At 72.4% G+C, this 25,330-nt stretch carries 21 protein-coding genes and 3 pseudogenes; 13 read left to right on the forward strand and 11 right to left on the reverse strand.

Annotation, left to right across the window (positions count from 1 at the left end; translation table 11 throughout):
• Positions 1–237: 237 nt before the first annotated feature.
• From ruvB to guaB, 3 genes and pseudogenes are all read right to left on the reverse strand, one after another.
• Positions 238–1,278 carry a Holliday junction branch migration DNA helicase RuvB gene (gene ruvB / locus OV079_RS13760; RefSeq protein WP_338089074.1) on the reverse strand — a complete coding sequence of 347 codons (1,041 nt, stop codon included), beginning with the start codon at positions 1,276–1,278 and terminating at the stop codon, positions 238–240.
• Between the two features lie 142 nt (positions 1,279–1,420).
• A pseudogene (gene guaA / locus OV079_RS13765) lies at positions 1,421–2,955 on the reverse strand (glutamine-hydrolyzing GMP synthase); the annotation flags it as partial.
• A gap of 6 nt (positions 2,956–2,961) precedes the next feature.
• The gene (gene guaB, locus OV079_RS13770; protein WP_267768868.1) at positions 2,962–4,425 is read right to left on the reverse strand and encodes an IMP dehydrogenase; all 1,464 of its coding nucleotides are present in this window, start codon (positions 4,423–4,425) and stop codon (positions 2,962–2,964) included.
• Between the two features lie 244 nt (positions 4,426–4,669).
• On the opposite strand from guaB, the gene OV079_RS13775 reads away from it, so the two are divergent.
• Positions 4,670–4,924, forward strand: coding sequence for a hypothetical protein (locus OV079_RS13775; protein ID WP_267768870.1), 255 nt, complete (start codon positions 4,670–4,672; stop codon positions 4,922–4,924).
• A 52-nt stretch (positions 4,925–4,976) separates the two neighbouring features.
• Here OV079_RS13775 and OV079_RS13780 read toward each other — a convergent pair whose 3' ends face one another.
• Positions 4,977–5,243, reverse strand: a complete 267-nt coding sequence (locus OV079_RS13780; protein ID WP_267768872.1) for a hypothetical protein — start codon at positions 5,241–5,243, stop codon at positions 4,977–4,979.
• A gap of 123 nt (positions 5,244–5,366) precedes the next feature.
• On the opposite strand from OV079_RS13780, the gene OV079_RS13785 reads away from it, so the two are divergent.
• Complete coding sequence (locus OV079_RS13785) at positions 5,367–5,759, forward strand: hypothetical protein (RefSeq protein ID WP_267768874.1); 393 nt, start codon at positions 5,367–5,369, stop codon at positions 5,757–5,759.
• Between the two features lie 144 nt (positions 5,760–5,903).
• On the opposite strand, the gene OV079_RS55860 is transcribed toward OV079_RS13785, so the two are convergent.
• The 3 genes and pseudogenes from OV079_RS55860 to OV079_RS57850 form a co-directional block, all read right to left on the reverse strand.
• On the reverse strand, positions 5,904–8,096 hold the full coding sequence (locus OV079_RS55860) for a S9 family peptidase (RefSeq protein WP_267768875.1): 2,193 nt from the start codon (positions 8,094–8,096) through the stop codon (positions 5,904–5,906).
• Between the two features lie 349 nt (positions 8,097–8,445).
• A complete protein-coding gene (locus OV079_RS13795) occupies positions 8,446–8,733 on the reverse strand; it encodes a hypothetical protein (protein WP_267768877.1) in 288 nt (95 codons plus the stop codon).
• 31 nt (positions 8,734–8,764) lie between these two features.
• Positions 8,765–8,884: pseudogene (locus OV079_RS57850) on the reverse strand (J domain-containing protein); the annotation flags it as partial.
• Between the two features lie 91 nt (positions 8,885–8,975).
• Here OV079_RS57850 and OV079_RS13800 point away from each other — a divergent pair.
• From OV079_RS13800 to OV079_RS13810, 3 genes are all read left to right on the forward strand, one after another.
• Positions 8,976–9,176, forward strand: a complete 201-nt coding sequence (locus OV079_RS13800) for a hypothetical protein (protein WP_267768880.1) — start codon at positions 8,976–8,978, stop codon at positions 9,174–9,176.
• 5 nt (positions 9,177–9,181) lie between these two features.
• Positions 9,182–9,511, forward strand: coding sequence for a YkgJ family cysteine cluster protein (locus tag OV079_RS13805; RefSeq protein WP_267768882.1), 330 nt, complete (start codon positions 9,182–9,184; stop codon positions 9,509–9,511).
• Between the two features lie 125 nt (positions 9,512–9,636).
• Positions 9,637–11,049 carry an outer membrane protein assembly factor BamB family protein gene (locus tag OV079_RS13810; RefSeq protein WP_267768884.1) on the forward strand — a complete coding sequence of 471 codons (1,413 nt, stop codon included), beginning with the start codon at positions 9,637–9,639 and terminating at the stop codon, positions 11,047–11,049.
• Between the two features lie 132 nt (positions 11,050–11,181).
• Here the strand turns inward: OV079_RS13810 and OV079_RS13815 are convergent, their stop codons facing one another.
• Positions 11,182–13,047 carry a protein kinase domain-containing protein gene (locus tag OV079_RS13815; protein WP_267768886.1) on the reverse strand — a complete coding sequence of 622 codons (1,866 nt, stop codon included), beginning with the start codon at positions 13,045–13,047 and terminating at the stop codon, positions 11,182–11,184.
• 259 nt (positions 13,048–13,306) lie between these two features.
• Here OV079_RS13815 and OV079_RS57855 point away from each other — a divergent pair.
• Positions 13,307–13,882, forward strand: a pseudogene (locus OV079_RS57855) (DUF4215 domain-containing protein); the annotation flags it as partial.
• A gap of 38 nt (positions 13,883–13,920) precedes the next feature.
• A complete protein-coding gene (locus OV079_RS13825; protein ID WP_267778875.1) occupies positions 13,921–14,436 on the forward strand; it encodes a hypothetical protein in 516 nt (171 codons plus the stop codon).
• A 390-nt stretch (positions 14,437–14,826) separates the two neighbouring features.
• On the opposite strand, the gene OV079_RS13830 is transcribed toward OV079_RS13825, so the two are convergent.
• Together OV079_RS13830 and OV079_RS13835 are read right to left on the reverse strand one after the other, a co-directional pair.
• Complete coding sequence (locus tag OV079_RS13830; RefSeq protein ID WP_267768887.1) at positions 14,827–14,988, reverse strand: hypothetical protein; 162 nt, start codon at positions 14,986–14,988, stop codon at positions 14,827–14,829.
• The gene (locus tag OV079_RS13835) at positions 14,985–17,363 is read right to left on the reverse strand and encodes a serine/threonine-protein kinase (protein WP_267768889.1); all 2,379 of its coding nucleotides are present in this window, start codon (positions 17,361–17,363) and stop codon (positions 14,985–14,987) included. Before OV079_RS13835 ends, OV079_RS13830 begins: the two co-directional genes overlap by 4 nt.
• A 47-nt stretch (positions 17,364–17,410) precedes the next feature.
• Here OV079_RS13835 and OV079_RS13840 point away from each other — a divergent pair, with 47 nt between their 5' ends.
• Positions 17,411–18,172 carry a hypothetical protein gene (locus tag OV079_RS13840; protein ID WP_267768892.1) on the forward strand — a complete coding sequence of 254 codons (762 nt, stop codon included), beginning with the start codon at positions 17,411–17,413 and terminating at the stop codon, positions 18,170–18,172.
• Positions 18,173–18,228: 56 nt separating this feature from the next.
• Positions 18,229–19,572 (forward strand): YhjD/YihY/BrkB family envelope integrity protein, encoded by a 1,344-nt coding sequence (locus tag OV079_RS13845; protein ID WP_267768893.1) that lies wholly within the window; start codon positions 18,229–18,231, stop codon positions 19,570–19,572.
• 72 nt (positions 19,573–19,644) lie between these two features.
• Here OV079_RS13845 and OV079_RS13850 read toward each other — a convergent pair whose 3' ends face one another.
• Positions 19,645–20,322, reverse strand: coding sequence for a hypothetical protein (locus OV079_RS13850; RefSeq protein ID WP_267768894.1), 678 nt, complete (start codon positions 20,320–20,322; stop codon positions 19,645–19,647).
• Positions 20,323–20,488: 166 nt separating this feature from the next.
• Between OV079_RS13850 and OV079_RS13855 the strand changes: the two genes are divergently transcribed.
• The 4 genes from OV079_RS13855 (at position 20,489) to OV079_RS13870 (ending at position 25,313) form a co-directional block, all read left to right on the forward strand.
• Positions 20,489–21,049: a hypothetical protein gene (locus OV079_RS13855; protein WP_267768896.1), complete on the forward strand. Its 561-nt coding sequence runs from the start codon at positions 20,489–20,491 to the stop codon at positions 21,047–21,049.
• 324 nt (positions 21,050–21,373) lie between these two features.
• Positions 21,374–23,437, forward strand: a complete 2,064-nt coding sequence (locus tag OV079_RS13860; RefSeq protein ID WP_267768897.1) for a hypothetical protein — start codon at positions 21,374–21,376, stop codon at positions 23,435–23,437.
• A gap of 53 nt (positions 23,438–23,490) precedes the next feature.
• Positions 23,491–25,137, forward strand: a complete 1,647-nt coding sequence (locus OV079_RS13865) for a hypothetical protein (protein ID WP_267768898.1) — start codon at positions 23,491–23,493, stop codon at positions 25,135–25,137.
• Positions 25,086–25,313 carry a hypothetical protein gene (locus OV079_RS13870; protein ID WP_267768901.1) on the forward strand — a complete coding sequence of 76 codons (228 nt, stop codon included), beginning with the start codon at positions 25,086–25,088 and terminating at the stop codon, positions 25,311–25,313. The genes OV079_RS13865 and OV079_RS13870 overlap by 52 nt, the downstream gene beginning before the upstream one ends.
• Positions 25,314–25,330 lie beyond the last annotated feature (17 nt).

Below are 25,330 nucleotides of genomic sequence, written 5' to 3' on the forward strand. Positions count from 1 at the left end.
CAACGACGCACAGCCACTCGCCAACCAATGCTCGACTCTCATATGTCTACGAACCCCCTCACCCACTCGACGGCCAGGATATCACGGGCGACGAAGTCTGGGGGCGTACACACCCATCACGCGTAAAACGGCAGGAGGAGGCCCTACATCTCGGCTTCAGGCGCTCACCCGCGCGCGTCGGTGTCAGTTGCGCGGCGAACGGTGGTTCGTGCCACCGCGAGCCGATGAACGCCGCTCCTACAGATCGAGCGCGCCCTGCCAGCCGGGCGGGAGCTCGAGGCCGAGGTGACGCGCGGCCTTCATGGTCGCGACGCGCCCCCGCGACGTGCGGAGCAGGAAGCCGCGCTGCAGCAGGAACGGCTCGACGACGCTCTCGAGGGTGTCGCGCGGCTCGCCGAGGCTGGCCGCGAGGGCGTCGACGCCGACCGGGCCGCCCCGGAAGTTCTCGACGATCATCGTCAGCAGGCGGCGGTCGAGCATGTCGAGGCCCTCGCTGTCGATTCCGAGCTCGAGCAGCGCCGCGGTCGCGTCGGCGAGCTCGATCGAGCGCGCGCCCCGGACCTGGGCGAAGTCGCGGACGCGGCGGATCAGTCGGTTGGCGATCCGCGGGGTGCCGCGCGAGCGCCGGCCGATCTCGAGCGCCGCCGCGCCGCTGACCGGGACGCCGAGGATCGACGCGGTGCGGCAGACGATCGCCGCCAGCTCGTCGTCGCCGTAGAACTCGATGGCCTCGATGATCTGGAAGCGGTCGCGCAGCGGCCCGCTGAGCAGCGCGGTGCGGGTGGTGGCGCCGATGAGGGTAAACGGCGCCAGCTCGAAGCCGATCGTGCGCGCGCGGTTGCCTTCGCCGACCGGCAGGTCGATGCGGCCGTCCTCCATGGCCGAGTAGAGGCTCTCCTCGACCGTCGGCGCGAGCCGGTGGATCTCGTCGATGAAGAGGACGTCGCGCGACCCCAGCGCGGTGAGGTGCCCGGCGAGCACGCCCTTGTGCTCGATGGCTGGCCCCGAGGTCAGGTGCATGCGCACCCCGAGCTCGTGGGCGAGGATGTGCGCCATCGTCGTCTTGCCGAGGCCGGGCGGCCCGTGGAGCAGCGTGTGGTCGAGGGGCTCGTCGCGGCCGCGAGCGGCGCGGACGAACACCTCGAGCTTGCGCTTGAGCGCGGCCTGGCCGACGTACTCGGCCAGGGACTGCGGACGCAGCGACGGCCCCTCCCCGCCTCGCCGCCGCCGGACGTCGGCGTCACCGCGGCACGGCCTGGCTCTTGCGACATGTCCGATGCGCCAGCCTCGACCGGCCGCTCGCCGGGCCGCTTGCGACCCTTGGGCGGACGCGGGGGCGGCGGCGGGCCGTCATCGTGAGGGACGCGCATGGTCGGACCACGATAGCCCAGCAGACGGCCCGCGGCCACCGGGCGTCACTCCACTCGATGGTCGCCGGCGGCTTGCTGCTGATGTCGTAGCAGACGCGGTTGATGCCGCGGACCTCGTTGATGATGCGCGCGCTCATGGTCGCCAGCAGCTCGTAGGGCAGCCGGGCCCAGTCGGCGGTCATCGCGTCGGTGCTGGTGACGGCGCGGATCGCCAGCGCGCTCTCGTAGGTGCGGCCGTCGCCCATCACGCCGACGCTCTGCACCGGCAGCAGCACGCCGAACACCTGCCACAGCTGACGGTAGAGCCCGGCCTTGCGGATCTCCTCGACGATGATCGCGTCGGCCTCGCGCAGCAGATCGCAGCGCGCGGGCGTCACCTCCCCGAGGACCCGCACCGCCAGGCCCGGGCCGGGGAACGGGTGGCGCCACACCATCTCCTCCGGCAGCCCGAGCAGCAGGCCGAGGCGACGGACCTCGTCCTTGAACAGCTCGCGCAGCGGCTCGACCACGCCCATGCGCATGCGCTCGGGCAGACCGCCGACGTTGTGGTGGGTCTTGATGGTGACCGAGGCGCCGCGCAGGTTCACGCTCTCGATCACGTCGGGGTAGAGCGTGCCCTGGACCAGGAAGTCGGCGCCGCCGAGCTTCTTGGCCTCTTCCTCGAACACCTCGATGAAGGTGGCGCCGATCCGCTTGCGCTTGACCTCGGGGTCGGTGACGCCCTGCAGCGCGGCGAAGAAGCGCTCGCGGGCGTCGGCGACGATCAGCTTGTTGTGCAGGCGGCCGGCGAACATGCGCTCGACGTCCGCGCGCTCGTCCTTCCGCAGCACGCCGTTGTCGACGAAGATGCAGTGGAGCCGCTCGCCGATGGCGCGCTCGACGAGGAGCGCGGCGACCGAGGAGTCGACGCCGCCCGACAGGCCGCAGATCACGGAGCCGGAGGTGCCGACGCGGGCCTGCACCGCGGCGACGGCCTCGTCGACGAAGCGCGCCGCGCTCCAGTCGCGGGCGAAGCCGGCGGCGTCGAGGAAGGTGGCGATGATCTCGTCCCCTCGCTCGGTGTGGGTGACCTCGGGGTGGAACTGCACGCCCCACAGCTTGCGGTCGGGGTCGAAGACGACGGCGTGCTCGCAGTTGTCCGACGAGGCGAGGTTGTGGAAGCCCGGCGGCAGCGAGACGACGCGGTCGCCGTGGCTCATCCACACGCCGAGGCGATCGCCGGCGTGCAGGCGCTTCAGCGGGCCCTCCGGGCGCGCGACGGTCAACACGGCCGGGCCGTACTCGCGCCGGGTCGCGCGATCGACCTGGCCGCCGGAGCCGGCGACCATCAAGTAGAGGCCGTAACAGATGCCGAGCACCGGCACGCCGAGCTCGAGGACGGCGGGGTCGAGCGGCGCGCCCTCGTCGTAGAGCGACGACGGACCGCCGCTGAGGATGATGGCCTTGGGCGCGCGCGCGCCAGCTTCTCGGCGGAGGTGTGGTACGGCAGGATCTCCGCGTAGACCCCGAGCTCGCGCACGCGCCGGGCGATCAGCTGGGTGACCTGCGAGCCGAAGTCGAGGACGACGAGGGTCTGATGGGCCATGAGGCGTTATCCGTCCACCCGGTAGTTCGGGGCTTCCTTGGTGATGATGACGTCGTGCACGTGGCTCTCGCGGAGGCCCTGCGCGGTGATCTTGCGGAACACCGAGCCCTCGCGCAGCGCCTTGAGATCGGCGGCGCCGCAGTAGCCCATGCCCGAGCGGATGCCGCCGACGATCTGGTAGAGGCTCTCGGCCAAGGGCCCGCGGTGCGGCACGCGGCCCTCGATGCCCTCGGGCACGAGCTTGCGATCGTCGGACACGCCGCCCTGGAAGTAGCGGTCCTTGCTGCCGGCCTTCATCGCCCCGAGCGAGCCCATGCCGCGGTAGACCTTGTAGCTGCGGCCCTGGTAGAGCACGAGCTCGCCGGGCGCCTCGTCGGTGCCGGCGAACAGCGAGCCGATCATCACCGTGTCGGCGCCGGCGGCCAGCGCCTTGACGACGTCGCCGGAGTACTTGATGCCGCCGTCGGCGATGATCGGCGCGCCGAGCTTCTTGGCCTCCTCGGCGGCCTCGAGGATCGCGGAGATCTGCGGCACGCCGACGCCCGCGATCACGCGCGTGGTGCAGATCGATCCCGGGCCGATCCCGATCTTCACGGCGTCGGCGCCGGCCTCGACCAGAGCGCGGTAGCCCTGCGGGGTGGCGACGTTGCCGGCGATGATCTGCAGATCCGGGAAGCTGCGACGGATCCCGCGCAGGGTGTCGAGCACGCCCTTCGAGTGGCCGTGCGCGGTGTCGACGACGAGCACGTCGACGCCGGCGTGGACGAGCGCCTGCGCGCGCGCCTCGGTGTCGGCCCCGACGCCCACCGCCGCGCCGACGCGCAGCCGCCCGCTCGAGTCCTTGATCGCGTGCGGGTGGGTCTGGGCGTTGCGGATGTCCTTGACGGTGATGAGCCCGAGCAGCTCGCCGCCGGCGTCGACGACCAGCAGCTTCTCGATGCGGTGCTTGTGCAGCAGCGCGAGCGCGTCCTCGAGGGCGATCCCCTGACGCACGCTGATCGGGTCGCGCGTCATCACGCGCCCGACCGGCTGGTCGAGGTTGGTCTCGAAGCGGACGTCGCGGCTGGTGAGGATCCCGACCGGGCGCTTGCCCTCGACCACGGGGAGCCCCGAGAAGCCGTGCGCGTGCATGAGCGCGAGCGCCTCGCGCAGGGTGTGCTCGGCGGTGACGGTGATCGGGTCGACCACCATGCCGCTCTCGCTGCGCTTGACCCTGCGCACCTCCTGAGCCTGCTGCTCGGGGGTGAGGTTCTTGTGGATCACGCCGAGGCCGCCGTGACGCGCCATGCAGATGGCGGTCGCGGCCTCGGTGACGGTGTCCATCGCCGCCGACACCAGCGGGATGTTGACCATGATGTCGCGCGTCAGCCGGCTCTGCACCTCGACCTGCGCCGGCAGCACTTCGCTGTAGCCCGGGACGAGCAGCACGTCGTCGAACGTCAACGCCTCGCGGATCTCGATCGCAGCCATACCTGCTCCCTCGAAAGGTGGCGGGAGACTAACCGCCACGAACGTGCGCGCACGCGCGAAGGCGTGCGTTACCTGACGACTTCGCGCGCCGCTCCTGCGCACGCACGATCACGAATCAATCTCACGGCGCGGCCGCTCGCCAGTCGTGATCCGTCGGCGACCCCGGCGATCGCGCGACGACAAGGTGCGATAAGCTGCATCGACCCTGGGCGCCGTGGCCGGCGCCGTCACCTGAGCGACGGTTGTGCCGCCTGTACAGCCCATCGATGGCCCCCTCGCCGAGCGCGTCGTCAGCGTGCTGACGCCGCTGCTCGGCCCGCACACGGCGAAGCGCGCGCTGGCCATGATCTGCAAGCGGGCCGGCAAGGACGCCGCCGAGCTCGGGCTCGACGATCTCGAGGTGGCCCAGACCACGCTGCGGCCGATGCTGCGGACGCTGATCGGCAACGAGGTGACGGTCCGCGTGCTCGCCGACCTCGGCGCGGAGGAGGCGTCATGAACGCGCCGCGGGGCTTGGGTCTGCTCTTCTGCTTGGTCGCCGTCGGCGGGCGCTACGCCGCCAAGCTGCTGCTGGGCGCGAGCGCCGGCGACGCCTGGCAGCGCGGCCTCGAGGTCCTCGTGGTCGCGGTGCTCGCCTTCGTGGTGTTCCGCTTCAGCGCGGGCGACCCGCCGCGACGGCCGTGGACGGTGCTGCTGCTGTCGATGGCCGTGGTCCCGCTGATCCGGTTCGCCACCTGGCAGAGCTGGTCGATCGCCGGCGTCCAGCTGCAGAACATCCTCCTCATCTTCGGCAACATCTTCTTCGCCGGCTCGATCATCGGCTTCGGCCGGGTGCTCGGCAGCTCGGAGCTGCTGTCCGAACGGACAGGCGGCGCGCGGCCCGGGCCCTCCTCGTCATCGGCTCGCTGGCCCTCGCCGGCCTGGCGTTCATCGCCTACAACGTGTTCGAGCTGGCCAGCCGCGGCATGCCCTCCACCAGCGACGCGTGGGCCGGCGCGGTCAGCAGCGGGATCAGCACCCTGTCAGACGCGATCGTGTTCGCCGGCGGCCTCTACCTCGTGTGGCTGCTGCGCCCGATCGTCGGCGGCAGCATCGCCCTGCCCTACCTGCTCATGGCGTTCGGCGGCGCCGCGTTCCTGGTCGTCGACGTCTGGCTGGTCGCCACCCACAAGACGGCGCAGACCGACCTCACCGACACCACGGCCAAGCTGATCGGCGCGCTCGCCTACAGCTGCTTCGCCGCGGCGGCGCTGATCCAGGCGACCCTGCTGGCCCCGAAGGCCCCGCGCGTGTCCGGCCCGGCGGCGGCCGCCCGCGCCGCTCGCCGCGGCTGAACGCGAGTCCGGTCGAGCTGTCCTTGCGGGCAGCCTCACCTGGCCCGAAGCGCAGCTGACGGGACATGCCCCGCGGGACATGTCCGGAAGCACAGGCCCCATCACCTGCGCTTTCGGACCCGTCCGCCTGCCCGAACGGACAGCCTACTTCGCGGCCGCCGGCGCGCGCAGCCAGGTGTCGAGCCAGGCCAGCACGTTGTCGTGCCACACCTTGCTGTTGGCCGGCTTCAGCACCCAGTGGTTCTCGTCGGGGAAGTAGAGGAAGCGGCTCGGCACCCCGCGCCGCTGCAGCGCGGTGAAGGTGGCGATGCCCTGGGTCTCGGGGATCCGGAAGTCCTTGCCGCCGTGGATGACGAGCATCGGCAGGCGCCAGCGGTCGACGTAGTTGGCCGGGTTGTGGGCCTCGTGCTGCTTGGCGAACTGCCAGTACGGGCCGCGGTGCTCCCACTCGGGGAACCATAGCTCCTCGGTGGCGTAATACATCATGCGGTTGTCGAACACGCCGTCGTGGTTGACGAGGCAGCGGAACGGGGCCTGCCACTGACCGGCGATCCAGTTGACCATGAAGCCGCCGTACGAGGCCCCGAGCGCGCACACGCGGTCGCCGTCGAGCCACGGGTAGCGGGCCAGCGCCGCCGCCAGGCCCTTCTGCAGGTCGACGAGCGGCGCCCCGCCCCAGTCGTCCTGGATCGCGTCGGTGAAGGCCTGGCCGTAGCCGGTCGAGCCGTGGAAGTCGATCATCACCACCGCGTAGCCGGCGCCCGCGTAGGTCTGCGGGTTCCAGCGGTAGCTCCAGCGATCGCTGAAAGAGCCCTGCGGGCCGCCGTGGATCAGGAACGCGACCGGCGCCTTGGCGCCCTCGGCCAGGCCCGGCGGGCGCACCACCCAGCCGTACACCGTCTCGTTCTTGTGGCCGGGGAAGCTGAACTGCTCGGCCACGCCGACGTCGGCCGCGGCGACCTTGGCGTCGTTGACGTGCGACAGCTGCTCGATCTTGCCGTCGAGGCCCGCGGTGTAGATCTCGTCGGGGTGCGCGAGGTCGTTGCGGAGGAACAGCAGGCGGTCGCCGAAGCGCTGGACGTCGTGGATGGCCCCGCCGCGGATCAGCTCGCGCGCGCCGCCGCTGGCGACGTCGACCGCGAACAGCGACAGCCGGCCGATGTCGTCGGCGGCGGCGTAGATCGTCTTGCCGTCGCCGCTCCACACGAACTCCTCGACCGAGCGATCCCAGCCGCCGGTGAGGATCTTCGACTGTCCTTCCGGCCATGGCTGAAGGACCAGGCTGAAGCGGTCGGCCTCGTAGCCGGGGCGGGTCATGGCCGCGTAGGCCAGGGTCTTGCCGTCGGGCGAGAAGGCCGGGCGGGTGTCCCACGCGAGGTTGCCGGCGGTCAGGCTCTTCGGCGCCGCGGAGCCGTCGAGCGGGGCGTAGAAGAGGTCGAAGTTGGTCGACCACGGCTCGGTCTGGCCGGCGACGCGGGCCGCGAACACCACGCCCTTGCCGTCGGGCGTGAGCGTCAGCTCCTCGGCGCCGCCGAACGGCTTCGACGGGACGTCGCCGTCGATGCCGCGCGAGACGTGGACCGGCTGGCCGCCGCCGCCGCTGATCGTCCAGGCGAACAGCTGCGCGCGCCGGCCGTCCTCCCACTCGTCCCAGTGGCGCGCGAACAGGCGGTTGTAGACCGTGCCGGTGCCGTGGTCCTTGCGCGCCCGCTCGCGCAGCAGCGCGGCCGTACACGCGAGCGAGCCCTCGGGCGCCGCGTCACACTCGGGGAACACCTCGGCAGAGAACACCAGCTGGCCGGCGTCGCTGAGCACGATGGCGCCCACGTCGACCGGGAAGTCGGTGACGCGCGTCGGCGTCTCGCCGATGGCGGCGCGGAACACCTGCTGCGTGCCCTCGTGCTTGCCGAGGAAGTACAGGGTCTCGCTGTCGCCGGCCCAGCGCGGGCTGGACTCGCTGTCGAGGTCGGAGGTCACGCGGATCGGGCCCGAGCCGTCGATCCCCATCACGTAGATGTCGCTGCGCCCGCGGTTGTGCTCGAGGTCGGTCTTGCGCAGCACGAACGCGACCTTCTTGCCGTTGGGCGCGACCTGGGGGTCGCTGATCCGATCGAACGCGAGCAGGTCGAGCACCGAGAACGGGTGCTGCCCGGGCGGGGCGATCATTTGATCGACGAACGGCTCGGGCGCGGCGGCCCGGGCCTCGGCCGCCGGGGTCTCGGGCGCCGGCGCTGCGGCGGGCGGACAGTCGCGGACGACCCGCTCGCGGGTGCCGCCGCAAGCGACGGCGAGGGTGGACAGACCGAGGATGGTTCGAAGTCGGGGGCGAACGCGCACGATTGCCCCAGACTATACGGGCGCCGCCGCGCGCCGGGAAGTTATGCAGCCGAACGGCGCTCCGCGGCCCTCCCGGGCGCCCCGCGAGACATCGAGTTTCCCGGCGGACGCGCAGTCGGGCGGTCCGCGCCGGTCGCCGGCCGCGCCGACGTGGGCCGCGGGCTGCATGTCTGAAGCGACATGTTCGTATCGACATGGCCCTCGGACGCTTCGGTCGCGCGCCCGACTCGCGTGAACTGCTCGACCGGAGCGCCGCTCAGGCCCGCGCTCGGCGCTCGTGGTCGTTCGGGCATGTCTCCGGGGACATGCCCCTTCAATCATGTCCTCGAGAGCATGTCCTCAGGGACCGTCACCGCTGCCCGCGGGTCTTGACCGAGCGGGCCACGCCGGCGGCCGCCAGCAGCGACAGCCCGAGCGCGGCGGCGAGGCCGGCCGCGCCGGCGACGACGGCGGCGCCCCAGCCGTAGGCCTGGGCGGGAGGCGGCGCCGGCTGGCTCGGCGGCGGCGCCTGACCCCACGCGCGGGCGGCGGCCTGGAACAGCGGATCGACGGGCACCTCGGGCGCGCCCCGCCCCGCTCGCGCGAGGTCGAAGCGGGCCCGCTGCTGCGGATCGCAGAGCACGTCGCGGGCGGTCACGATGGCCCGCATGCGCGCCGGCGGCCGCGTCGTGGGGGTTGCGATCGGCGTGGTGGCGATGCATCGCGCTGCGGAAGGCTCGACGGATCTCCGCCTCCGAGGCGGACGGCGCGACCCCCAGGACCCGGTAGTGATCGACGAAGGCGGGCATGCGCCGCGATCTTGCCACACGCCGCGGCGCGCGGCGCGGACTCGGCCGCCGGCGGGTCGACAAGCCCGCGCGACGACGCTACCGTGCGCGCGTGCAACCGGTGTGCGACAGGCGCTGCCCCTGGTGCGGTCAACCACTCGCGCTGGTGTGGGTCCACGGCCACGGCCAGTGCGTCCGCTGCGGCACCAACCTCGAGGAGTGCTGCCGCGGCGAGACGGCCGAGGTCGCATCGGCGAGCGCGGCCGCGCCCGCGCACCGGCCCTCCCCCGCGCGCCCGTGGGAGCGAGGCTGACCGCCATGGCCCGCTACGACTGCCTGAGCTGCGGCGCCTGCTGTCAGAACACCCCGGAGAACCAGTCCGAGGGCTTCGCGCAGTACATCGAGGTCGACCCCGCGGCGCCGTTGTGGCGCCGCCCCGACCTGGTGCGCAAGCTGGTGGTCCGCGACGACGACGGCGCGGCGCACCTGCGGCTCCACCCTGACGGCCGCTGCGTCGCGCTGCGCGGGCGGATCGGCGCGCGGGTGCGCTGTGAGATCTATCGCGAGCGGCCGATGCCGTGCCGCAGCGTCGAGGCCGGCAGCGACCTGTGCCAGCGCTACCGCCGGAGCCGCGGACTCCGGGTGTGAAATTCGCCGCGTTGCGGCACGCTCTCCGGGTGCGTCTCTCGCCGGTCCTGCTCGCGCTCGTCGCCTGCGCGCCGAAGCCGGCGCCCCCGAGCCCGGCGGTCGATCCGGTGGCTGTCCCTGCGGACATGCCCGAAAAGACCGGTCCTGACGACCAGGCCGCAGCCCCGCCGTCCGCGCTCGCGCCCGGGCCGGGCGCTCGCGTCGCGCTCGACGTGCGCGGCCGGGGGGTCGTCGCCCTGCCCGATCGCGTCGTCGTGCTCGACGACGACTTCCGCCACCTCCGCGGCTTCGATCCGGTCACGGGCGCCGAGCTGTGGCGGGTCCAGGCGCAGCCGGAGGCCCGCGGGGAACACACCCTGTATGCCGTCGGCGATCGCGTGCTGCTGTACGCCGGGCCCGACCTCGTCGCCGTCGACGCGCGCCGCGGCGAGCTGGTGGCGACCCATTCGGCGCGCGCCTACAACGGCGGCGATTCGCATTGCCGCCTCGACATCACCCACGGCTTCGCCGCCCGCGGGCGCCGCTGGACCGTCGACGATCCGGCGCTCACCGCCTGCGCGACCGCCTGCACCTGCACCCGACGGCTGTTCCGCTGCGACACCGGCGCGCCGATCGGCAAGCCCTTCGACGGCAGCGAGATACACCTCCACGACGAACTGGAGCAGTCGGCCAGCATGATGTGCGTTGGCGCGCCGAACCTGCTCGGGCGGATCGGCGGCAAGTACCTGCTCGGCGTCCGGACCAGGCCCGACGCCTACGAGGCGATCGCGGTCGACGGCGAGGGCAAGGTGCTGTGGCGCCGGCCGGAGCTGTCCGCCGCGGTCGAGCCGTACCGGCGGTTCGACGGCGACGGCGCCGCCGACGCGTGCTGGTCGATCGACGGCACGAGCATGGTCGCCTGGACATGTTCGACCGGACAGATCCGCTGGCGGGCCCAGTTCCCCGGCGAGGCGCATCAGTTCAGCAGCGAGGCGCACGTGGTGGCGCCGGGGCTGCTGCTCGTGCGCCGGCACTCCGAGAGCGAGCTGCAGGTCGAGCTGCGCGACGTCGCCACCGGCAAGCAGCGGTGGCGCCGCACGCTGCCGCCCGACCGCGTCGCCCTGGCCCCCGGCGAGGACACCGACGTCCTCGCGTTCGCCCAGACGACGACCTACGTGTGGCTCGATCTGCACAAAGGCGCCACGCTGCGCGAGCACACCCTGGCGAAGGACCAGTCGCTGACCCGCGACCCCGCGAGCGACGGCTACATCCGGCTCGGCGGGTCGGAGGTGGCCCTGCTGAGCCGCGACGGCGAGGTGCTGCAAACTGTCCCGAAGGACACCCCCGGGATCGAGTGGCTCGGCGCCGGCTTCGTCGCCGGTCGCCAGGAGCGGCGCTTCACCGTGCTCCGCCGACCCGACTTCGCCCCCGCGCTCACGGTCGAGGGCGGGTGGCTGGTCGAGGACTCGAGCGCGGCGCTCGGGCCGGCCGCGGTGGTGCTCCGCGAGCAGCGCGGACAAGACGAGCCGCTGCGGATCGTCGTCCTGCGCGCGGACTGAGCGACCGGTGCACCTGGTCTCTCCGCCAGGTACCATCGCTACTCGCGGCCGAGGCGAGGCTGCGCGCGGCCCCTGGCCGCGATGCACCTGTCTTCTTCGCCAGGTGGCGCCTCGGCCCGCGATGCGCGAGCCTCAGCCGCCCTTCTTGGGCCGCGTGATCTCGATGTTGGTGCCGACGCCCTCCTCGGGGTCGAGCTCCTCCGAGGCCGCGTTCTCCTCGTCGCGGAAGCTCTTGCGGTCGGACCGCTTGAGCTTGGCCTTGAGCTCCTTCTGCCCGTCGGCCGCGACCTCGATCGTCTCGAGGTAGTTGTCGAAGCCCTTGGCCTTGAACTCGACCTGGTGCGACCCCGGCGTCAGCTCGAGCGTCAGCGGGGTCTTGCCCTTCGACACCCCGTCGACCAGCACCTCGGCCTTGGGCGTCGCGTCGATCTTGATCGCCACCGGGCCGGCCGGCTGCGGCGGCGTCTCGACCTTCGTGTCGGGCGGCGTCTCGACCTTCGTGTCCGGCGGCGTCTCGGGCGGCGTGTCCGTCTTCGTGTCCGGCGGCGCCTCGACCTTCGTGTCCGGCGGCGTCTCGGTCTTCGTGTCTTCCGGCGGCAGCTGGCCCTTCGCCTCCAGCTCTTGAATCTGGACCTTCAGCGCAGCTTGCCGCTCCTTGGCCTGAGCGTTGGTCGGATCGGTGACCAGCACGACCTCGTAGGCCGCGAGCGCCTCGTACAGCTTGCCGGCGGTCTCGAACTCCTGCGCCTTGGCCAGGCCGGCGGCGATCTGGGGCGGCGCGGACTCTTGCGGGGGAGCCGCGATCGGCGGCGGCAGCGGCGGTTGCTTCTGGCTCTCGAGGTAGAAGTACACGCCGACGCCGACGCCGACGATCGCCAGCAGCGCGAAGATCCAGCCCGAGCCGCCGCCGGAGCTCGGCGCCTCGGCGACGGCCGCCGGCGCGGGCTCGATGACGGGGATCGGGTGGGCGCCGCTGGCCTCGACCGCGGCGGCGAGGGTGGCCGAGCGCGCGCGGTCCTGGGCCGCCTCGGCCGGGCTCGGACCTGGCCCACGGGACAGGTTGTCCTTCGCCGCCACGCGAGCGCGCGGGGCCGCAACCGGCAGGCGGAACATCGCCGCCGGCACGCAATCGATCATCCGCTCCACGATCTCGTTGGCGTCCGTCGGCCGGTTGTCGGGGTTCTTGGCCAGGCAGTCGTGGATCAGGTGGATGAGCTCGTCCGGGACGTTGTGGTCCGGCGGCAGGACCGTCTCGAGCGGCGTCGGCTTGGCGTTGACGTGCTTGTGCAGCACGTCGCGCGGGCTGTCGCCCTCGAACGGCAGCCGGCCGGACAGCATGTGATAGAACAGCACGCCGACCGCGTACACGTCGGAGCGCGCGTCGGCCGGCCGGTTCATGATGACTTCGGGCGCGAGGTAGGCCGGCTCGCCGACCACCGGCGCCTCTTCGTCGCTGCCCTCGGGCCACTCGAACAGCGCCGCGATCCCGAGGTCGATCAGCTTGACGTAGTTGGCGCGGCCCTGCTCCTCGACCAGCATCACCTGGTCGGCGTTGAGGTCGCCGTGGACCATCCGGCGCACGTGCGCGCCGCCCAGCCCCTTGAGCACCTGCGCGGCGATCGGCACGAACCCCTCGAGCTGGAGTCGGCCCATGCGCCGCACGTACTCGGCCAGCGTCTCGCCCTCGACGTACTCGACCGCGATCCACACGCGCCCCGACTCGCGCCCGTGGTCGTGCACGGCGGCGATGTTGGGGTGCTCGAGGGTGGCCAGCGCCTTGGCTTGCTCGTCGAAGCGCACCGCCGCGGGCGACCCGTCGATCCACCCCGCCGCCAGCAGCTGCACGACGACGGTGCGGTGCATGGTGCGGTGGGTGGCGAGGAACGCCTGAACCCGCGGCCCACGCTCCAGGACGCGCTGCAGGGTGTAGTGGCTGCCGATCGTCTGGCCGATCAGGGCGTCTGTCCCGGATGCGGGGATGGATCTCTTAACCGGCATCGTGCCCTCGGTGCAGTGGCGGATTCAGGCCCTTGAAACGTGGAGGCCCCGGGGGCCGTGGCGCGGGTCGGGCCCGGAGGCCCGTAAAACGACTCCCGTGCGCGGGATCGGACCCGCGCCCGCGTGTCGTCGTGCGACCCAACGTAGCATGGACCCGCTGCGCGCGACCAAAGTGCTGCGCCGGCCGGGGCCCTGTCTGGTGCAAACCCCGCACTCGACCCCTCGCCTGCCCCGGAGCCACCCACTATCCTCCGCGGCCATGCGCCTGCGTCGCTTCGGTCCGCTCCTGCTCCTCGCCGCCTGCGGCGATCCCTCGGACACCCCGTCGACCGCCTCCGCCGGTATCACCTCGGTCACGGCGTCGAGTTCGACCGGCGCGGCGACGTCCGACTCCACCTCCTCGGAGCCGACACCGACCACATCGGACGGGTCTGCGACCGCGGCGAGCGAGGCGACGACCGAGGCCACGACCGAGGCCACGACCGGGGACAGCAGCGAAGGCGACGCCACCGGCACCTCGACCACCACGGGCACCAGCGAGCCCGCGAGCGGCACCGCGGCGACCGACGCGTCCGGCGACACGGCCGCCAGCGACGCGACCACCGGCGAAGACACCAGCACCACCACCGGCGAGACCAGCGACGGCACCACCGCCGAACCCTGTCCGATCGGACAGGACGGCTGTCCCTGCGGCCAGTCCGACGTCTGCGACCCCGGCCTCGAGTGCCAGGCCGGCCTGTGCGGACCGCCCGCGCCGCCGGTCTGCGGCGACGGCGACGTCGAGGGCGGCGAGCAGTGCGACGACGGCAACAAGATCCCCGGCGACGGCTGCGAGAACGACTGCACACCCACGCCCATGCCCGCCGTCGACCCGTGCGGCTTCCCGTCCGACGGCGTCTGGCTCGAAATCGACTACGGCAGCGCGTTCACCTCGACCAACCTGACTGGACCTACTCCCCCACCCCCGGCTGGGGCGAGGCCGACTGGGCGCCGCAGGGCGAGTCGTGGCCCGAGGTGTGGGACATCTATCAGAACGTCGAGGTCGAGGACGACCAGATCGGCCGGGTCGCGATCGTCGACGGCAACGGCGCCCTGCAGATCATGTTCGGCATCGGCGGCCTCACCTACGAATACGCGACCGTGTGCGTCCAGGGCCGCAGCTACTCGGTCGGCTCGTCGGTGACGTTCACCGTGCAGAACCAGCTCAACAAGTGCGGCGCCACCGGCTCGATGGCCAACGACTGGTCGATCCACAGCACCGGCGTCGACCTCGAGACCTGCATCGTCGACAACAACGAGTTCCAGGGCCTGCGCATCTTCGCCTCGGGCGGCAGCGGCGCTCTCTCGCTCAAGCGCCTGCGCTTCACCCTCCACGGCGCGGTCTACTAGCCGCCCGAAACCGCGCGGCGTCGGTTCGGTCACGCGCGGCCGCGAAGATCGCCCCGCCCCGGAGATGTCCCCGGGGACACCCAGGGCCAGCGACCCCAGCCGTGGCGGTCAGGCCGCCGTCGGCGGGCGGCGAGCAGCGCCCTCGCGCTCGAGTCGCGCGGTAACGTGTCCCTTCGGCCAGGCGCTTCGCGTCCCCGACCGCTCACGCCACGTGTCCTTCAGGAGCGAGTCGCGCGGTAACGTGTCCTTTCGGCCAGGCGCCTCGCGTCCCCGACCGCTCACACCACATGTCCTTCAGGACATGCCGCCCGCGCCTCGGAGCCGCCGTCCTTGCGGCCAGGCGCCGATCGCCCGCGCCACATGTCCTTCAGGACACGCTGTCCGCGCGCCTCAGAACCGCAGCCCGAGCCCCTCGGGCTGGAAGCGCAGGCGAGCGCCCTCGTCGAGGTCGTCGGCGCGCTCGTCGCGGGCGGCCTGGATCGCGATCCCCGTGATCGCCCCCGCGGCCGCCGCGATCGCGATCGTCGTCACCCAGAAGTACCACTTCTTCACGATCCGCTCGCGCTTGGCCGGGGCCGGCTTCGGCCCCTCGGCGAGCGCGGGCTTGGGGCGCAGGGCCGCGTCCTTGTCGGCGCGGGCCTTGTCGAGCGCCGCGCGGTGGGTCGATGTCGCCTCGTCGGCGACTGTCCCGCGGGACATGTCCTCGAGGGCAGCCAGCCGAGCCTCGCCCGCCTCGCGCTCGGCCCCCGCCGGCAGGGCCGCCACGTGCCCTTCCAGGCCGCGCGCGCGCACGCGTAGTCGGCCAGGCGCTGGCACACCTCGGCCTCGCGGCGCCAGTTCTCGGCGCTCGGATCGGCCTCGCGGGCCTTCTCGGCCAGCGCGCGGGCCGTCCCGAGGTCCCCGGCGGCGAGCGCCGCGTCGACGGTCGCGGGCGCCTCGGGCGGGGCTCCCGGAGCCGCCGCGGCCGGCCGCGCCAGCGCAAACACGAGGGCGCCGACCAGCGCGCGTCGCCAGCCCGCCGCTCGCGGACGCTGGCACCCCGGGGTCTCACTCGTCGTAGACATCGGTCTTGATCTTCGGCCCTGGCCCCTGCGGACCCGGCTCGGTTGTACCAGCTTTGCGCGGCGGTTTCTTGCCCCGCTTCTTCGTCGACGAGACCGCCGGCACGGCCGCCTTGGCCTCGGGTTCGGCCGCAGGGCTCGCCGTGGACGGCGTCCGGGGCCATCGTCGGCCGCCGGCCCCGAGGTCTCGCTCGCTGCCGTCGCCGCCGGCGGATCGACCCTCTCCGCGTCGTTCGCCTGCGTCGTCCCGACCGCCGCCGCACCCGGATCGGCCGGCGACGCGACCGGGAGGCCCGCGCCGACCTCGCGACTCACGGCCGCAGGCTCGACGATCGGCGGCCCGGCCTCACCCGCCTCCTCGCGCGGCATCAGCACCCAGGCCACCAGTCCGCCGGCCGCGCACGCGAGCACCAGCGCCGCCGCGCGCAGGCTCGCCGACCGACCTGCCCCCGAGGACATGTCCGTTCGCGCCGGCTCCTGCCCGCTCGCCCGGCCCACGAGGGACGCCCCGCCCTCCGGGGTCGGCTCCAAGCCACCTGTCCCCGAGGACAGCGACCGCGCCCGCGACCCCGAGCCTGTCCCCGCGGACATCTCCGCCGAACCTGTCCTCACGGACATCTCCGACCGCGACGCCGCCGCCCCGTTCGCGCCCTCCAGCCCCGGCGCCAGAGTCGGCGCCGTCACGCTGACCGCGGCCGGACCTGTCCTCCCAGACATGTCCCCCGGATCACCGGCCTCGATGACGGCTGTCTTTCCGGACATGTCCACAATAACGTGTCCTTCGAGCCGCTGCGTCGATCCCTCCTCGATCGCCTGCGTCGTCGCCTCCGCCGACACCGACGTCGGCGCCTCCGCCCCGAGCCGCAGCGACGCCACCGTCGCCGGCTCGCGCTCCAGCACCGCCAGCAGCGCGGCGGCCACCGCGTCGCCGTCGTGCGGGCGCGCCTGCGGCTCCTTGCGCAGCAGGGCCAGCGCGAGCTCGGCGAGCGCGTCGGGGATCCGCCGCTGCGGGGCCGCCTGGCGCGGGTCGAGCGGCGGCTCGCGCAGGTGTCTACCGACGATCTCCATGAAGCCCTCGCCGAGGAACGGCACCTGCCCGGTGAGCGCCTCGTAGAGGATCACGCCGAACCCGTAGAGGTCCGCGCTGCCGTCGCCGGTCTCGCCGCGGATCCGCTCCGGGGCCATGTAGAACGGCGTCCCGAGCAGCGCGCCCGCCTGCGTCTGCACGACCGCGCCGGCCTCGCCCGCGAGCCCGGGGAGCAGCTTGGCGATGCCGAAGTCGAGGATCCGCGGCTGCACCGTTCCGTCGCCGGCGCGGGCCAGGAACAGGTTGGCCGGCTTCACGTCGCGGTGGACGATGCCGGCGCGGTGGGCCGCCGCCAGCCCGCGCGCCACCTCGGCCAGCCAGCGCAGCACTTCCTCCGCTCGCTGCGGCCGCAGCAGCGCCTCCTCGAGGCTCTCGCCGCGCAGCAGCTCCATCGCCACGTAGACCTGACCGTCGGGCAAGGCGGCGCAGTCGAACACCGGCACCACCGTCGCGTGCGGCACCTTGCCGGCCAGCACCGCCTCTTGCAGCAGCCGCTTCGCCGCCTCGCCGGTGCCCGCGTCGCGGCGGACCAGCTTGAGCGCCAGGCGGCGGCGCAAGAACAGGTGCTCCGTCTCGTAGACGCGGCCCATCCCGCCCTCGCCGATGACCGTGATCACGCGGTAGCGGCCGTCGATCACCGCCCCGGTCTGGAGCGGGGGATCGGCCTCGGCCGGCTGCCAGTCCGCCCGGGCCGTCCGCGTCAGGCGCACCGACGCGGACCGCGGCTCCGCCGGCGTCTGCGGGGCCAGCGTCGCCAGCGCGTGTGCGTCCGGGGCCACCCGGCCACGGTACCAAAGGGCGCGGCCCCGGTGATATAGGAGCCCCGGTGTCCAAGGGAACCAAGAAGATCGACGACCTCGCCGAGCTGCTCGAGCGGACCGGCGGGGACGCGCAGCGGCTCGAGGTCGTGCGGCGGACCCAGCGCTTCAAGCGCTCGTGGATCGAGCTCGCGGAGGCGCTCATCAAGGTCCGCGCCGGGCGGGCCTACGAGCGCTGGGGCTACGACGACTTCCACGCCTACTGCGCCCAGGAGCTGACGCTCAAGAAAGCCACCGTCGACAAGCTGACCGTCAGCTACTCGACCGTGCAGCGCCACGCCCCCGAGGTGCTCGAGTGGGACGGCGTCGCGCGCACGATCCCGACCGTCGAGGCGATCGACTACTTCTCGCGCGCGATCGGTGACGGCCCGGCCAACGACCCCAGCCTCGACGAGGAGCCCGCGCCCTCGCGCCGCGCGCCTGCGCGCCCTCACGCCCCCGAGGTGCTCACCGAGCTCAAGAATGCCGTGTTCGACGAGGGCCAGCCCGTCGCCAAGCTGCGCAAGCGCTTCGACCCCGTGCTGCACCCGCGGCCCAAGGGCGCCGACAAGCTCGATCTGCTCAACAAGGCCTCCGCGGCCGCCCGCAAGCTCGCCGAGCTGCTGCCCGACCTCGACGGCCTGCCGGAGAAGCGCGTGCGCAAGCTCGAAGAGGAGCTGGGCGCCTTGCGCGACGACATCGAGGCGCTCGCCGAGCCGCTGCGCGAGAAAGTCGCCCGGGCCGCCAAGCGCACCGCCCCGCCGCGCCTGCCGGCGGCCCAGAGCGGATGAGCGCCCGGACCCGCTAGCGGGGTCGCACGGACCTCGGACACACTGAGCGGGGAGCCATGGACGAGCCGCAGCCCGACCCCGACGTCCACGCGCCAGCGCCCGTGTCGCGGCGCGACCGCGTGGCGTGGCTGCGCGAGTACCTGTTCCCGAGGACAGTCACCTTCGAACCCAGCCCCGGGCGGCAGGTCTGGCTCGCCGCGGTCTACGCCGTGCGCCGGTGGTTGTTCGTCGATCGCAGCACCACCCTCGCCTCGAGCCTCGCGCTGCAGACTCTGCTCTCGCTGGTCCCGTTCGCCGGCCTCGTCCTCACCTTGCTCGGCCTGCTCGGCGAGGACAGCGGCCGCAGCTTCATCAACCGCGTCGCCCGGGCCCTGATCCCCGACCCCGGCCGCTCCGAGATCATCAGCACCCAGATCTACGACCTCGCCTCGCGGGTCACCGTCGAGAACCTCGGCATCGTCGGCTTCCTCGGCTCGATCGGCGGCGCCATGCTGCTGTTCATCACCCTCGAGGACGCGATGAACCAGATCTGGCGGGCCAAGCTGCGCCGCTCGATCGTCGCCAAGTTCGCGATGTTCTACACGCTCACCACGCTCGCGCCGCTGGTGATCTTCTTCAGCATCACCCAGTCGATCGTCGCCCGCTTCACCGACCAGAACTTCTCCGTCATCCCCTACCTCAGCACCGACATCGCCTTCGTCGTCCTGCTGCGGTTCCTCCCGGCCACCGCCGTCAGCTGGAGGGCCGCCGTCGTCGGCGGGGTCGTCGGCGCCACCCTGTTCGAGTTCGGCAAGCGGGGCTTCGCCCTCTACCTCGGCACCTTCCGCACCTACGAGGGCACCTACGGCGCGCTCGCGCTGATCCCCGTGTTCTGCGTGTGGGCTTACCTCTCGTGGCTCATCGTCCTGCTCGCCGCCGAGATCGCCTACGTCGTCCAGCACATCGCGGTGGTCCGCCGCGACGGCTTCGTCAACCCCAGCCTGCGGCGCGACCCCGAGGGAGGCGTCAGCGCGGCGCGCCTGGCCGCGCGGATCGTCCTCGCCATCTGCGACCACTACGACCGCCGCGGCGCCCCGCTCGTCCTGCAGGCCCTGGCCTCGCGGTTCCGCGTCGAGGCCACCCGCCTGTCCGACGTCCTCACCCGCCTCGAGGCCGCCGGCGTGGTCTTGCGGCTCGTCGGCGACGACAACGGCTACGTCCCCGCGCGCCCGCTCGACCAGCTGCGCGTGCTCGACATCCTGCGCCTGTTCCGCGCCGACGTCGACCAGCCGCGCAACGACAGCCTCACCGAGCTGTTCGAGCGCTGCGACCGCGGCGAGGCCGGCGTCCTCGGCGACGTCACCTACCAGCACCTCATCGAGCAAGCCCGCGAGCGCCGCAGCGGCGGCGGCGGGTCCTGACCGTTCGGACCTGCCCCTTCGGACCTGCCCCTTCGAGCCTGCCCCTTCGAGCCTGCCCCTTCGGACCTGCCCTCAGTACCAGGTGAACGTCAGGCCGACCGTCCCGGCCGAGCGCAGCCCGAGCTGCGGCGCCGCCATCCCGTCGCCGCGGAGCATCAGGCCGAGGTTGAAGCGGCGGGCCAGCCAGAACTCGTAGCCGAGCCCGACGCCGAACGCGAGGCCGACGGCAGCGCGGCTGATCCCGGCAGACTGAGTGACGAGGTCCGTGACATCGGCCTGCACGAACGTGCCGAGCCCGACGGCCCCCTGCAGCACCAGGCCCTTGCCCTTGATCGGGTAGCCGATCACCTCGGCCAGCACCGAGAACAGGCCCTGGCCGCGGCGGGCTCCGCCGAGCGTCATCGACAAGAGCCCGCCGACCAGCAGGTTGTCGCGGATCCGTCCGCCCGCCCGCACGTGGCCGAGCAGCGCCACCGACAGCGCGTTGCGGCCGGTGTCGGTGCGGCGCAGGTTGCCGGCGCCGAGGCCGACGCCGAAGCCGGCGTACCAGTTGTGGCGCACGCGCTTGGCCGGCTGGACCTCGACCGCCGGCGGTCGCGGCTCGCTCGGCGCTGCGACCGCCTCGGGCCCTTCGGCCACCGGCTCGGGCGTCGCGGGCTCCTGGGCCTGCGCCAGCGCCGGAGTCAGCGAGAGGGCGACGATCACGGCGACGCGCGTGAAGGCGCGCCCGTGCAGCGACGAGCCGGGCATCGGCGCGACTATACCGAAAGTCCTGCGCCCCCGTGAAGCCGCCGCGGCGCGGGTCCCGGCGGTCCCGCCGGCGCCTCGCGAACCGGGCCCGATGATTCGAACACGACCCGTTGCGAGCCGCGTGAGGCAAAAACCGGGGCACCCCGCTTTACAAGCCGCGTGAGCATTGTGTCAATTCACGCATGTCCGACACGCCTGTGCGCTCCGCCCGTGCCCCCTCGCCGCGGCGATCCTCGGCCTCCTCGCGCTGCTCGGCTTCGACGCCGCGGCCGCGCCGAGCGGCGCGTCGACGAACCTCTCGGCCGCCGCCCCGCCCGCCCCGACGCCGGCCCCCGCCCTCGGAACCCCGCGCGGCGCCGGCGAGGTCAAGCCGCGCATGTGGGCGACGAGCCTGTCGAACATGGTCGTCTACGAGAACGGCAGCGGCTACCTCTACGGGTTCTGGCGGCAATTCGGCGAGGCGGTCGAGAAGCCCGCGCGGCTCTACTGGGGCCGCGGCTGCCCCGACATCAGCGATCGCGTCTACCACGTGCTGCAGGCCGGTTTCGCCCAGCAGCACGAGTTCTTCCTGATCGTCGACCGCGACCCCGATCCGCGCCAGCCGGGCGCCTTCTGCGTCCGCGGCGTCGAGCTCGAGAGCCGCTTCGGCGCCCCGCCGCCGGCGCCCACCACGAGCCCCGCCCCGCCGCCGAAGGCCGCCCCCGCGCCCGCCCCCGGCAGCAAGTGAGGGCCCGGCTCGTCCGCGCCGATCGCCGGTCCGCCTCGCTCGCAGACACCTGGGTCGCCAGCGTCGAGACGCCCGCGTTCACGTCGCTCGCCTGCAAGAGACGCCTCTCCGTCCGCGCCGTCGTCCTCGCCGCCGGTCCGCCGCGCGCGTGATCGCCTCGGCTGCGATCGGCGACCGGGCGACCGGCCCACGCGCTCTGCTGCACCGCGCCCAAAGGCCTGGTCTTTGCCCTTGCAGGCGCGGGGGCGCAAGGCCGCGGGCGCTCGTCGTCCTATCGCAGGGCCGGCGAAGCTGCGATACTGCGGGCTTCGGACGGCCTGCGCCATGAGACATCCCCGCCCCCTGCTCACGCTCTCGCTGCTCATCCCCGCGCTCGCGGCGTGTCCCGGCGACCCGGGTGACACCGACGGCGGCACCACCACCGAGACCGGCACGGCCGCCGACACCGACACCGACACGACCGCGCCGACCACCGGCGAGCCCTCCGCCCCGCAGCTCCCGACCGACCGCTTCTTCCTGCGCATCGACGACACCCCGCCGCCGCCGGTGGTGCTCGAGATGGACAAGGCCAAGGCGCTCGAGATCTTCGGCGAGGTCGCGGCCAAGGACATCAAGCTCATCGAGCTCGACAGCGGCCCGCTGCTCGACAACGTCCTGGCGACCATCCAGAGCTCGTGCGGCGACAAGTGGAACGTCTACGACGACACCGTCAAGAACGGCGACCTCCCGGTCGACCCCCAGCACGACTGCAACCTCACCGCGCTGGGCAAGCTGTACGACGGCGATCCGGTCGCCAACGATCCGACCAAGTGGCGCACCTCGCCGCAGTTCGCGATGGTCCGCCTGCTCACCATGACGCCGCGCAACGCCGACGTGGCGACCACGGTGATGGAGGACTTCCAGTACCTCTTCTCGCTGTACGACAACGAGACCGTCAACGGCCTCACCTTCAGCGACGTCCTCGCCGCCAGCCTGTTCTGCGGCGGCCACGAGCTCGGCTCGGTCCAGTGCACCGAGAAGCTCAAGGACTCCAAGCTCGACAAGGCCCACGAGGGTGACCTTCACACGCGGCCGTTCATCCCGGTCGCCGTCCTGCGCGACGCCCTCAAGGTCACCCTGCTCGCCTCGCACCCCAACATCGCCAACAGCGAGGGCAAGCTGCCGGTCACCCTCTACGACGCGCTGATGGACATGCAGCCGCTGTCGGACAAGCTCGGCCCGGTCGGCGATCACCCCGGCCTGCTCGTCCCCGACGACGCCGACTTCACCACCTACAGCGACGCGCTGACGCCCGAGTTCAAGATGATCGCCACCGCCGACAGCAACCTGCGGCGCGTCGACGGCATCGACGCCTCCGAGGGCGCCGGCGAGATGTTCCTCAGCCTCGACGCCGCCCCGCTCGCGTTCGACTTCAACGACCCCGTCAAGGTCGTGATCGAGGGCATCGCCGCCAGCCCGACCGTCGACATGCGCATGGCGATCGCCGAGCTCGACACCAAGGTGCCCTCGTGCGTCGAGGGCAACGCCACCTGCGCGCCCAACCTTCCGGGCAGCCCGCTCGGCGACACCTACGTGTGGTCGCAGCCCGAGTGGTCGCTCGAGCGGATCATCGCCCAGGCCGCCTACGACGCCTTCAAGGACCTCGACTACCCGTTCTACTGCTTCGCGCCCGGCCTGCCCTGCCTCGCCGGCGCCTCGATCGGCGTCGTCGACCCCGGTTGGGCCGAGTTCGACATCCAGGTCCCGAACCTCGTCTCGCCGGCGCCGCAGTACCTGTGGGAGATGCTCCTCGACGTCGCCCAGGACATCATCCACGACCCGGCCGGCAACGACGCCTTCATGCGCGACATGAACGGCAAGATCGTCGGCGTCGAGCAGAACACCGCCGACAACCTCGAGGAGGGCGCCGCGCGCCCGGTGTTCGCGCTCAAGGGCGTGCCGATCGGCTTCACCGCCGAGGAGATGGTCGCGCAGATCCGGCCGACCCTGCAGAGCCAGGCCGAAAAGATCGCCGACGTCATCCTCGGCAACTACTGGACCTCGAACGGCCGGCTCGACTTCTACTACCGGCGCGCGGCCGACGGCGGCACTCCCTACCTCTTCTTCGTCGGCCCCGACGACAAGCGGCCCGACGCCGACGATCCGAGCCAGCTCGCCGCCTGGGACTACGCCAAGCCCGGGTTTTTCGCCGACCCCGAGCTGACCGACAAGCTCTCCTCGCTGACGATCGACGGCGTCCCCGACACCGAGCACGAGAAGTACCGCCTGCCCGAGGGCGAGTCGACCCTGTTCATCCAGGACGACGCCGGCGACACCTACGAGCTGCGCTTCACCGTCCCCGCCGGCGCCGACCCGGTCGAGATCGTCGTCCGCGTCCGCAAGCTGTGAGCAGCAGGTCCGCCCCCACGGTCTCCTGTCCCTTCCTTCCTGTGCGATCCGCCATGTCCCGAAATACCCCTCACATCCCCCTCCTCCTCGCCGCCCTGCTCGCGCCTGCCTGCGTCGAGGAGGTCACGGTGCCCGACGTGCCGGCGGCCGAGCCCGTCGAGCTGGGCGACGAGCGGCGCATCGAGCTGAGGTTCCTCCGCCTCGACGCCAAGGGCTTCGTGCAGACGCTGACGCTCGAGGACATCAAGCAGCGGTTCCCCGAGAAGATCCTGCGCGAGACCTGGCTCATCGACATGGATCTCGAGCCGCTGATCCGCAACGCCCTGCTGACGCTGATCGCCACCCCCGAGGCCGACGTCCCGCAGCTCCCGCGCAGCGCCCAGAACATGTGGAAGCTGCTCAACATGACCGCCAAGTCGACCAGCCTCGACGGCACCTCGCTGGCGCCGCTCATCGGCGTAGGCGAAGCCGTCGGCCTCGGCCCGGCCACCATCCTCGCCGACCTGATCGCCGTCGATCCCAACGAGCCGATCATCACCGTCGACCTCACCACCCGCGCGGTCATCGACAACGTCGTCAGCACCCACCCGAACGCCCAGTTCCGCCCCGGCCCCGTCGACGCCGCGCACCCAGACGGCAAGTACCCGGTCACGCCGGGCAGCCTGCCGGTCAGCCTGTGGGACGTCGTCACCGACTTCGCCGAGATGCCGGTGCGCTTCGGCCCGGCCGAGGCCGCCGACCCCGACGACCCCGATCACCCCGGCTTCATCGGCGGCGCCTTCAAGTTCAAGGCGACCACGCCCGACTTCAAGATGGTCGTCAAGGTCGACCTCAACGCCCTCCCGTACAAGGGCCTCGACCTGACCGATGGGACAGTCGCCAACGTCAACAGCACCAAGAGCCAGATCTTGAGCGCCTTCGACTTCACCCGCGACGACTGGATGGCCATCGAGGGCCTCGTGCCGGCGCTGGTCGTCGAAGAGATGACGATGACCATCGACGAGGACAAGGAGTTCGTCGCCAGCGGCGCCAGCCAGGAGCCGGCCCCGCTCGGCGACTCGCCGGTGTGGCAGAAGCCGCGCTGGCTGTTCGAGCGCCTGATCGCCGAGGTCGCGGTCGCCCGCGCCGGCCTCATCCCGACCCACTGCACCGAGTACGGGCCCAAGGGACAGGTCGACCCGCCGTTCATCGCCGTGCAGGCGTGCCTCGGCCAGGGCGCGTTCGAGGACGGCGCCTTCGACCCCGACGCCGCCGCCCCCGCGTCGTGGACCTCGATCGCCATCGACGACAGCGTCAAGCTCGACTCGCCGCCGCCCCCCCGTCGTACTTCTGGGACGTCCTGCTCGAGGTGGCCCAGGTCCGGCTGCACGACGGCGGCCTCGACGAGGGCGACGCCGACATCAGCTTCACGCTCGAGCAGGTCCCGGTCGGCACCACCGTCGATCAGCTGGTCGCGCAGATCAAGACCAACATCCAGGACAACCCGGCCGCGCTGTCGGCCATCGCCGAGCTGCTCAACGAGAACACCGAGGGCCGGGCCGACTTCTTCTACTACGTCCCGAAGGGCGACAACCCGCCCGAGCTGCAGGGCGACTGGCTGTACTTCGTCACCGCCGCCGACATCGAGAACGACGGCGACGGCGAGCCCGTGCGGCCCTACGGCTACAAGAAGCCCGGCTTTTTCCGCGACGCCAAGCTGACCGACAAGGCCTCCGAGGTCGTCGCCATCGACGGCGACACCAGCCACGAGAAGGTCAAGATCGCCGGCGGCGACGTCCTCTACATGCTGGACGACGAGCAGCGGCTGTTCAAGCTCGTGGTCGAGGACAAGCCCGCCCCGCACAGCATCGCCCTCACCGTCACGCGCGCCCGCTGAAACCTGTCCTCAAGGCC

The sequence above is a fragment of the Nannocystis pusilla genome (genome assembly GCF_026626665.1).
Lineage (GTDB): Bacteria > Myxococcota_A > Polyangia > Nannocystales > Nannocystaceae > Nannocystis > Nannocystis pusilla.

Excerpts from the sequence above, each read along its gene's own strand:
- guaB (WP_267768868.1), bottom strand. The coding sequence starts at position 4,425 with ATGGCTGCGATCGAGATCCGCGAGGCGTTGACGTTCGACGACGTGCTG.
- OV079_RS13780 (WP_267768872.1), bottom strand. The coding sequence starts at position 5,243 with ATGATCGAGCCGGCGAAGAAGATGTTGCCGAAGATGAGGAGGATGTTC.
- OV079_RS13805 (WP_267768882.1), top strand. The coding sequence starts at position 9,182 with ATGGCCCGCTACGACTGCCTGAGCTGCGGCGCCTGCTGTCAGAACACC.
- OV079_RS13810 (WP_267768884.1), top strand. The coding sequence starts at position 9,637 with ATGCCCGAAAAGACCGGTCCTGACGACCAGGCCGCAGCCCCGCCGTCC.
- OV079_RS13815 (WP_267768886.1), bottom strand. The coding sequence starts at position 13,047 with ATGCCGGTTAAGAGATCCATCCCCGCATCCGGGACAGACGCCCTGATC.
- OV079_RS13845 (WP_267768893.1), top strand. The coding sequence starts at position 18,229 with ATGGACGAGCCGCAGCCCGACCCCGACGTCCACGCGCCAGCGCCCGTG.
- OV079_RS13850 (WP_267768894.1), bottom strand. The coding sequence starts at position 20,322 with ATGCCCGGCTCGTCGCTGCACGGGCGCGCCTTCACGCGCGTCGCCGTG.
- OV079_RS13860 (WP_267768897.1), top strand. The coding sequence starts at position 21,374 with ATGAGACATCCCCGCCCCCTGCTCACGCTCTCGCTGCTCATCCCCGCG.
- OV079_RS13865 (WP_267768898.1), top strand. The coding sequence starts at position 23,491 with ATGTCCCGAAATACCCCTCACATCCCCCTCCTCCTCGCCGCCCTGCTC.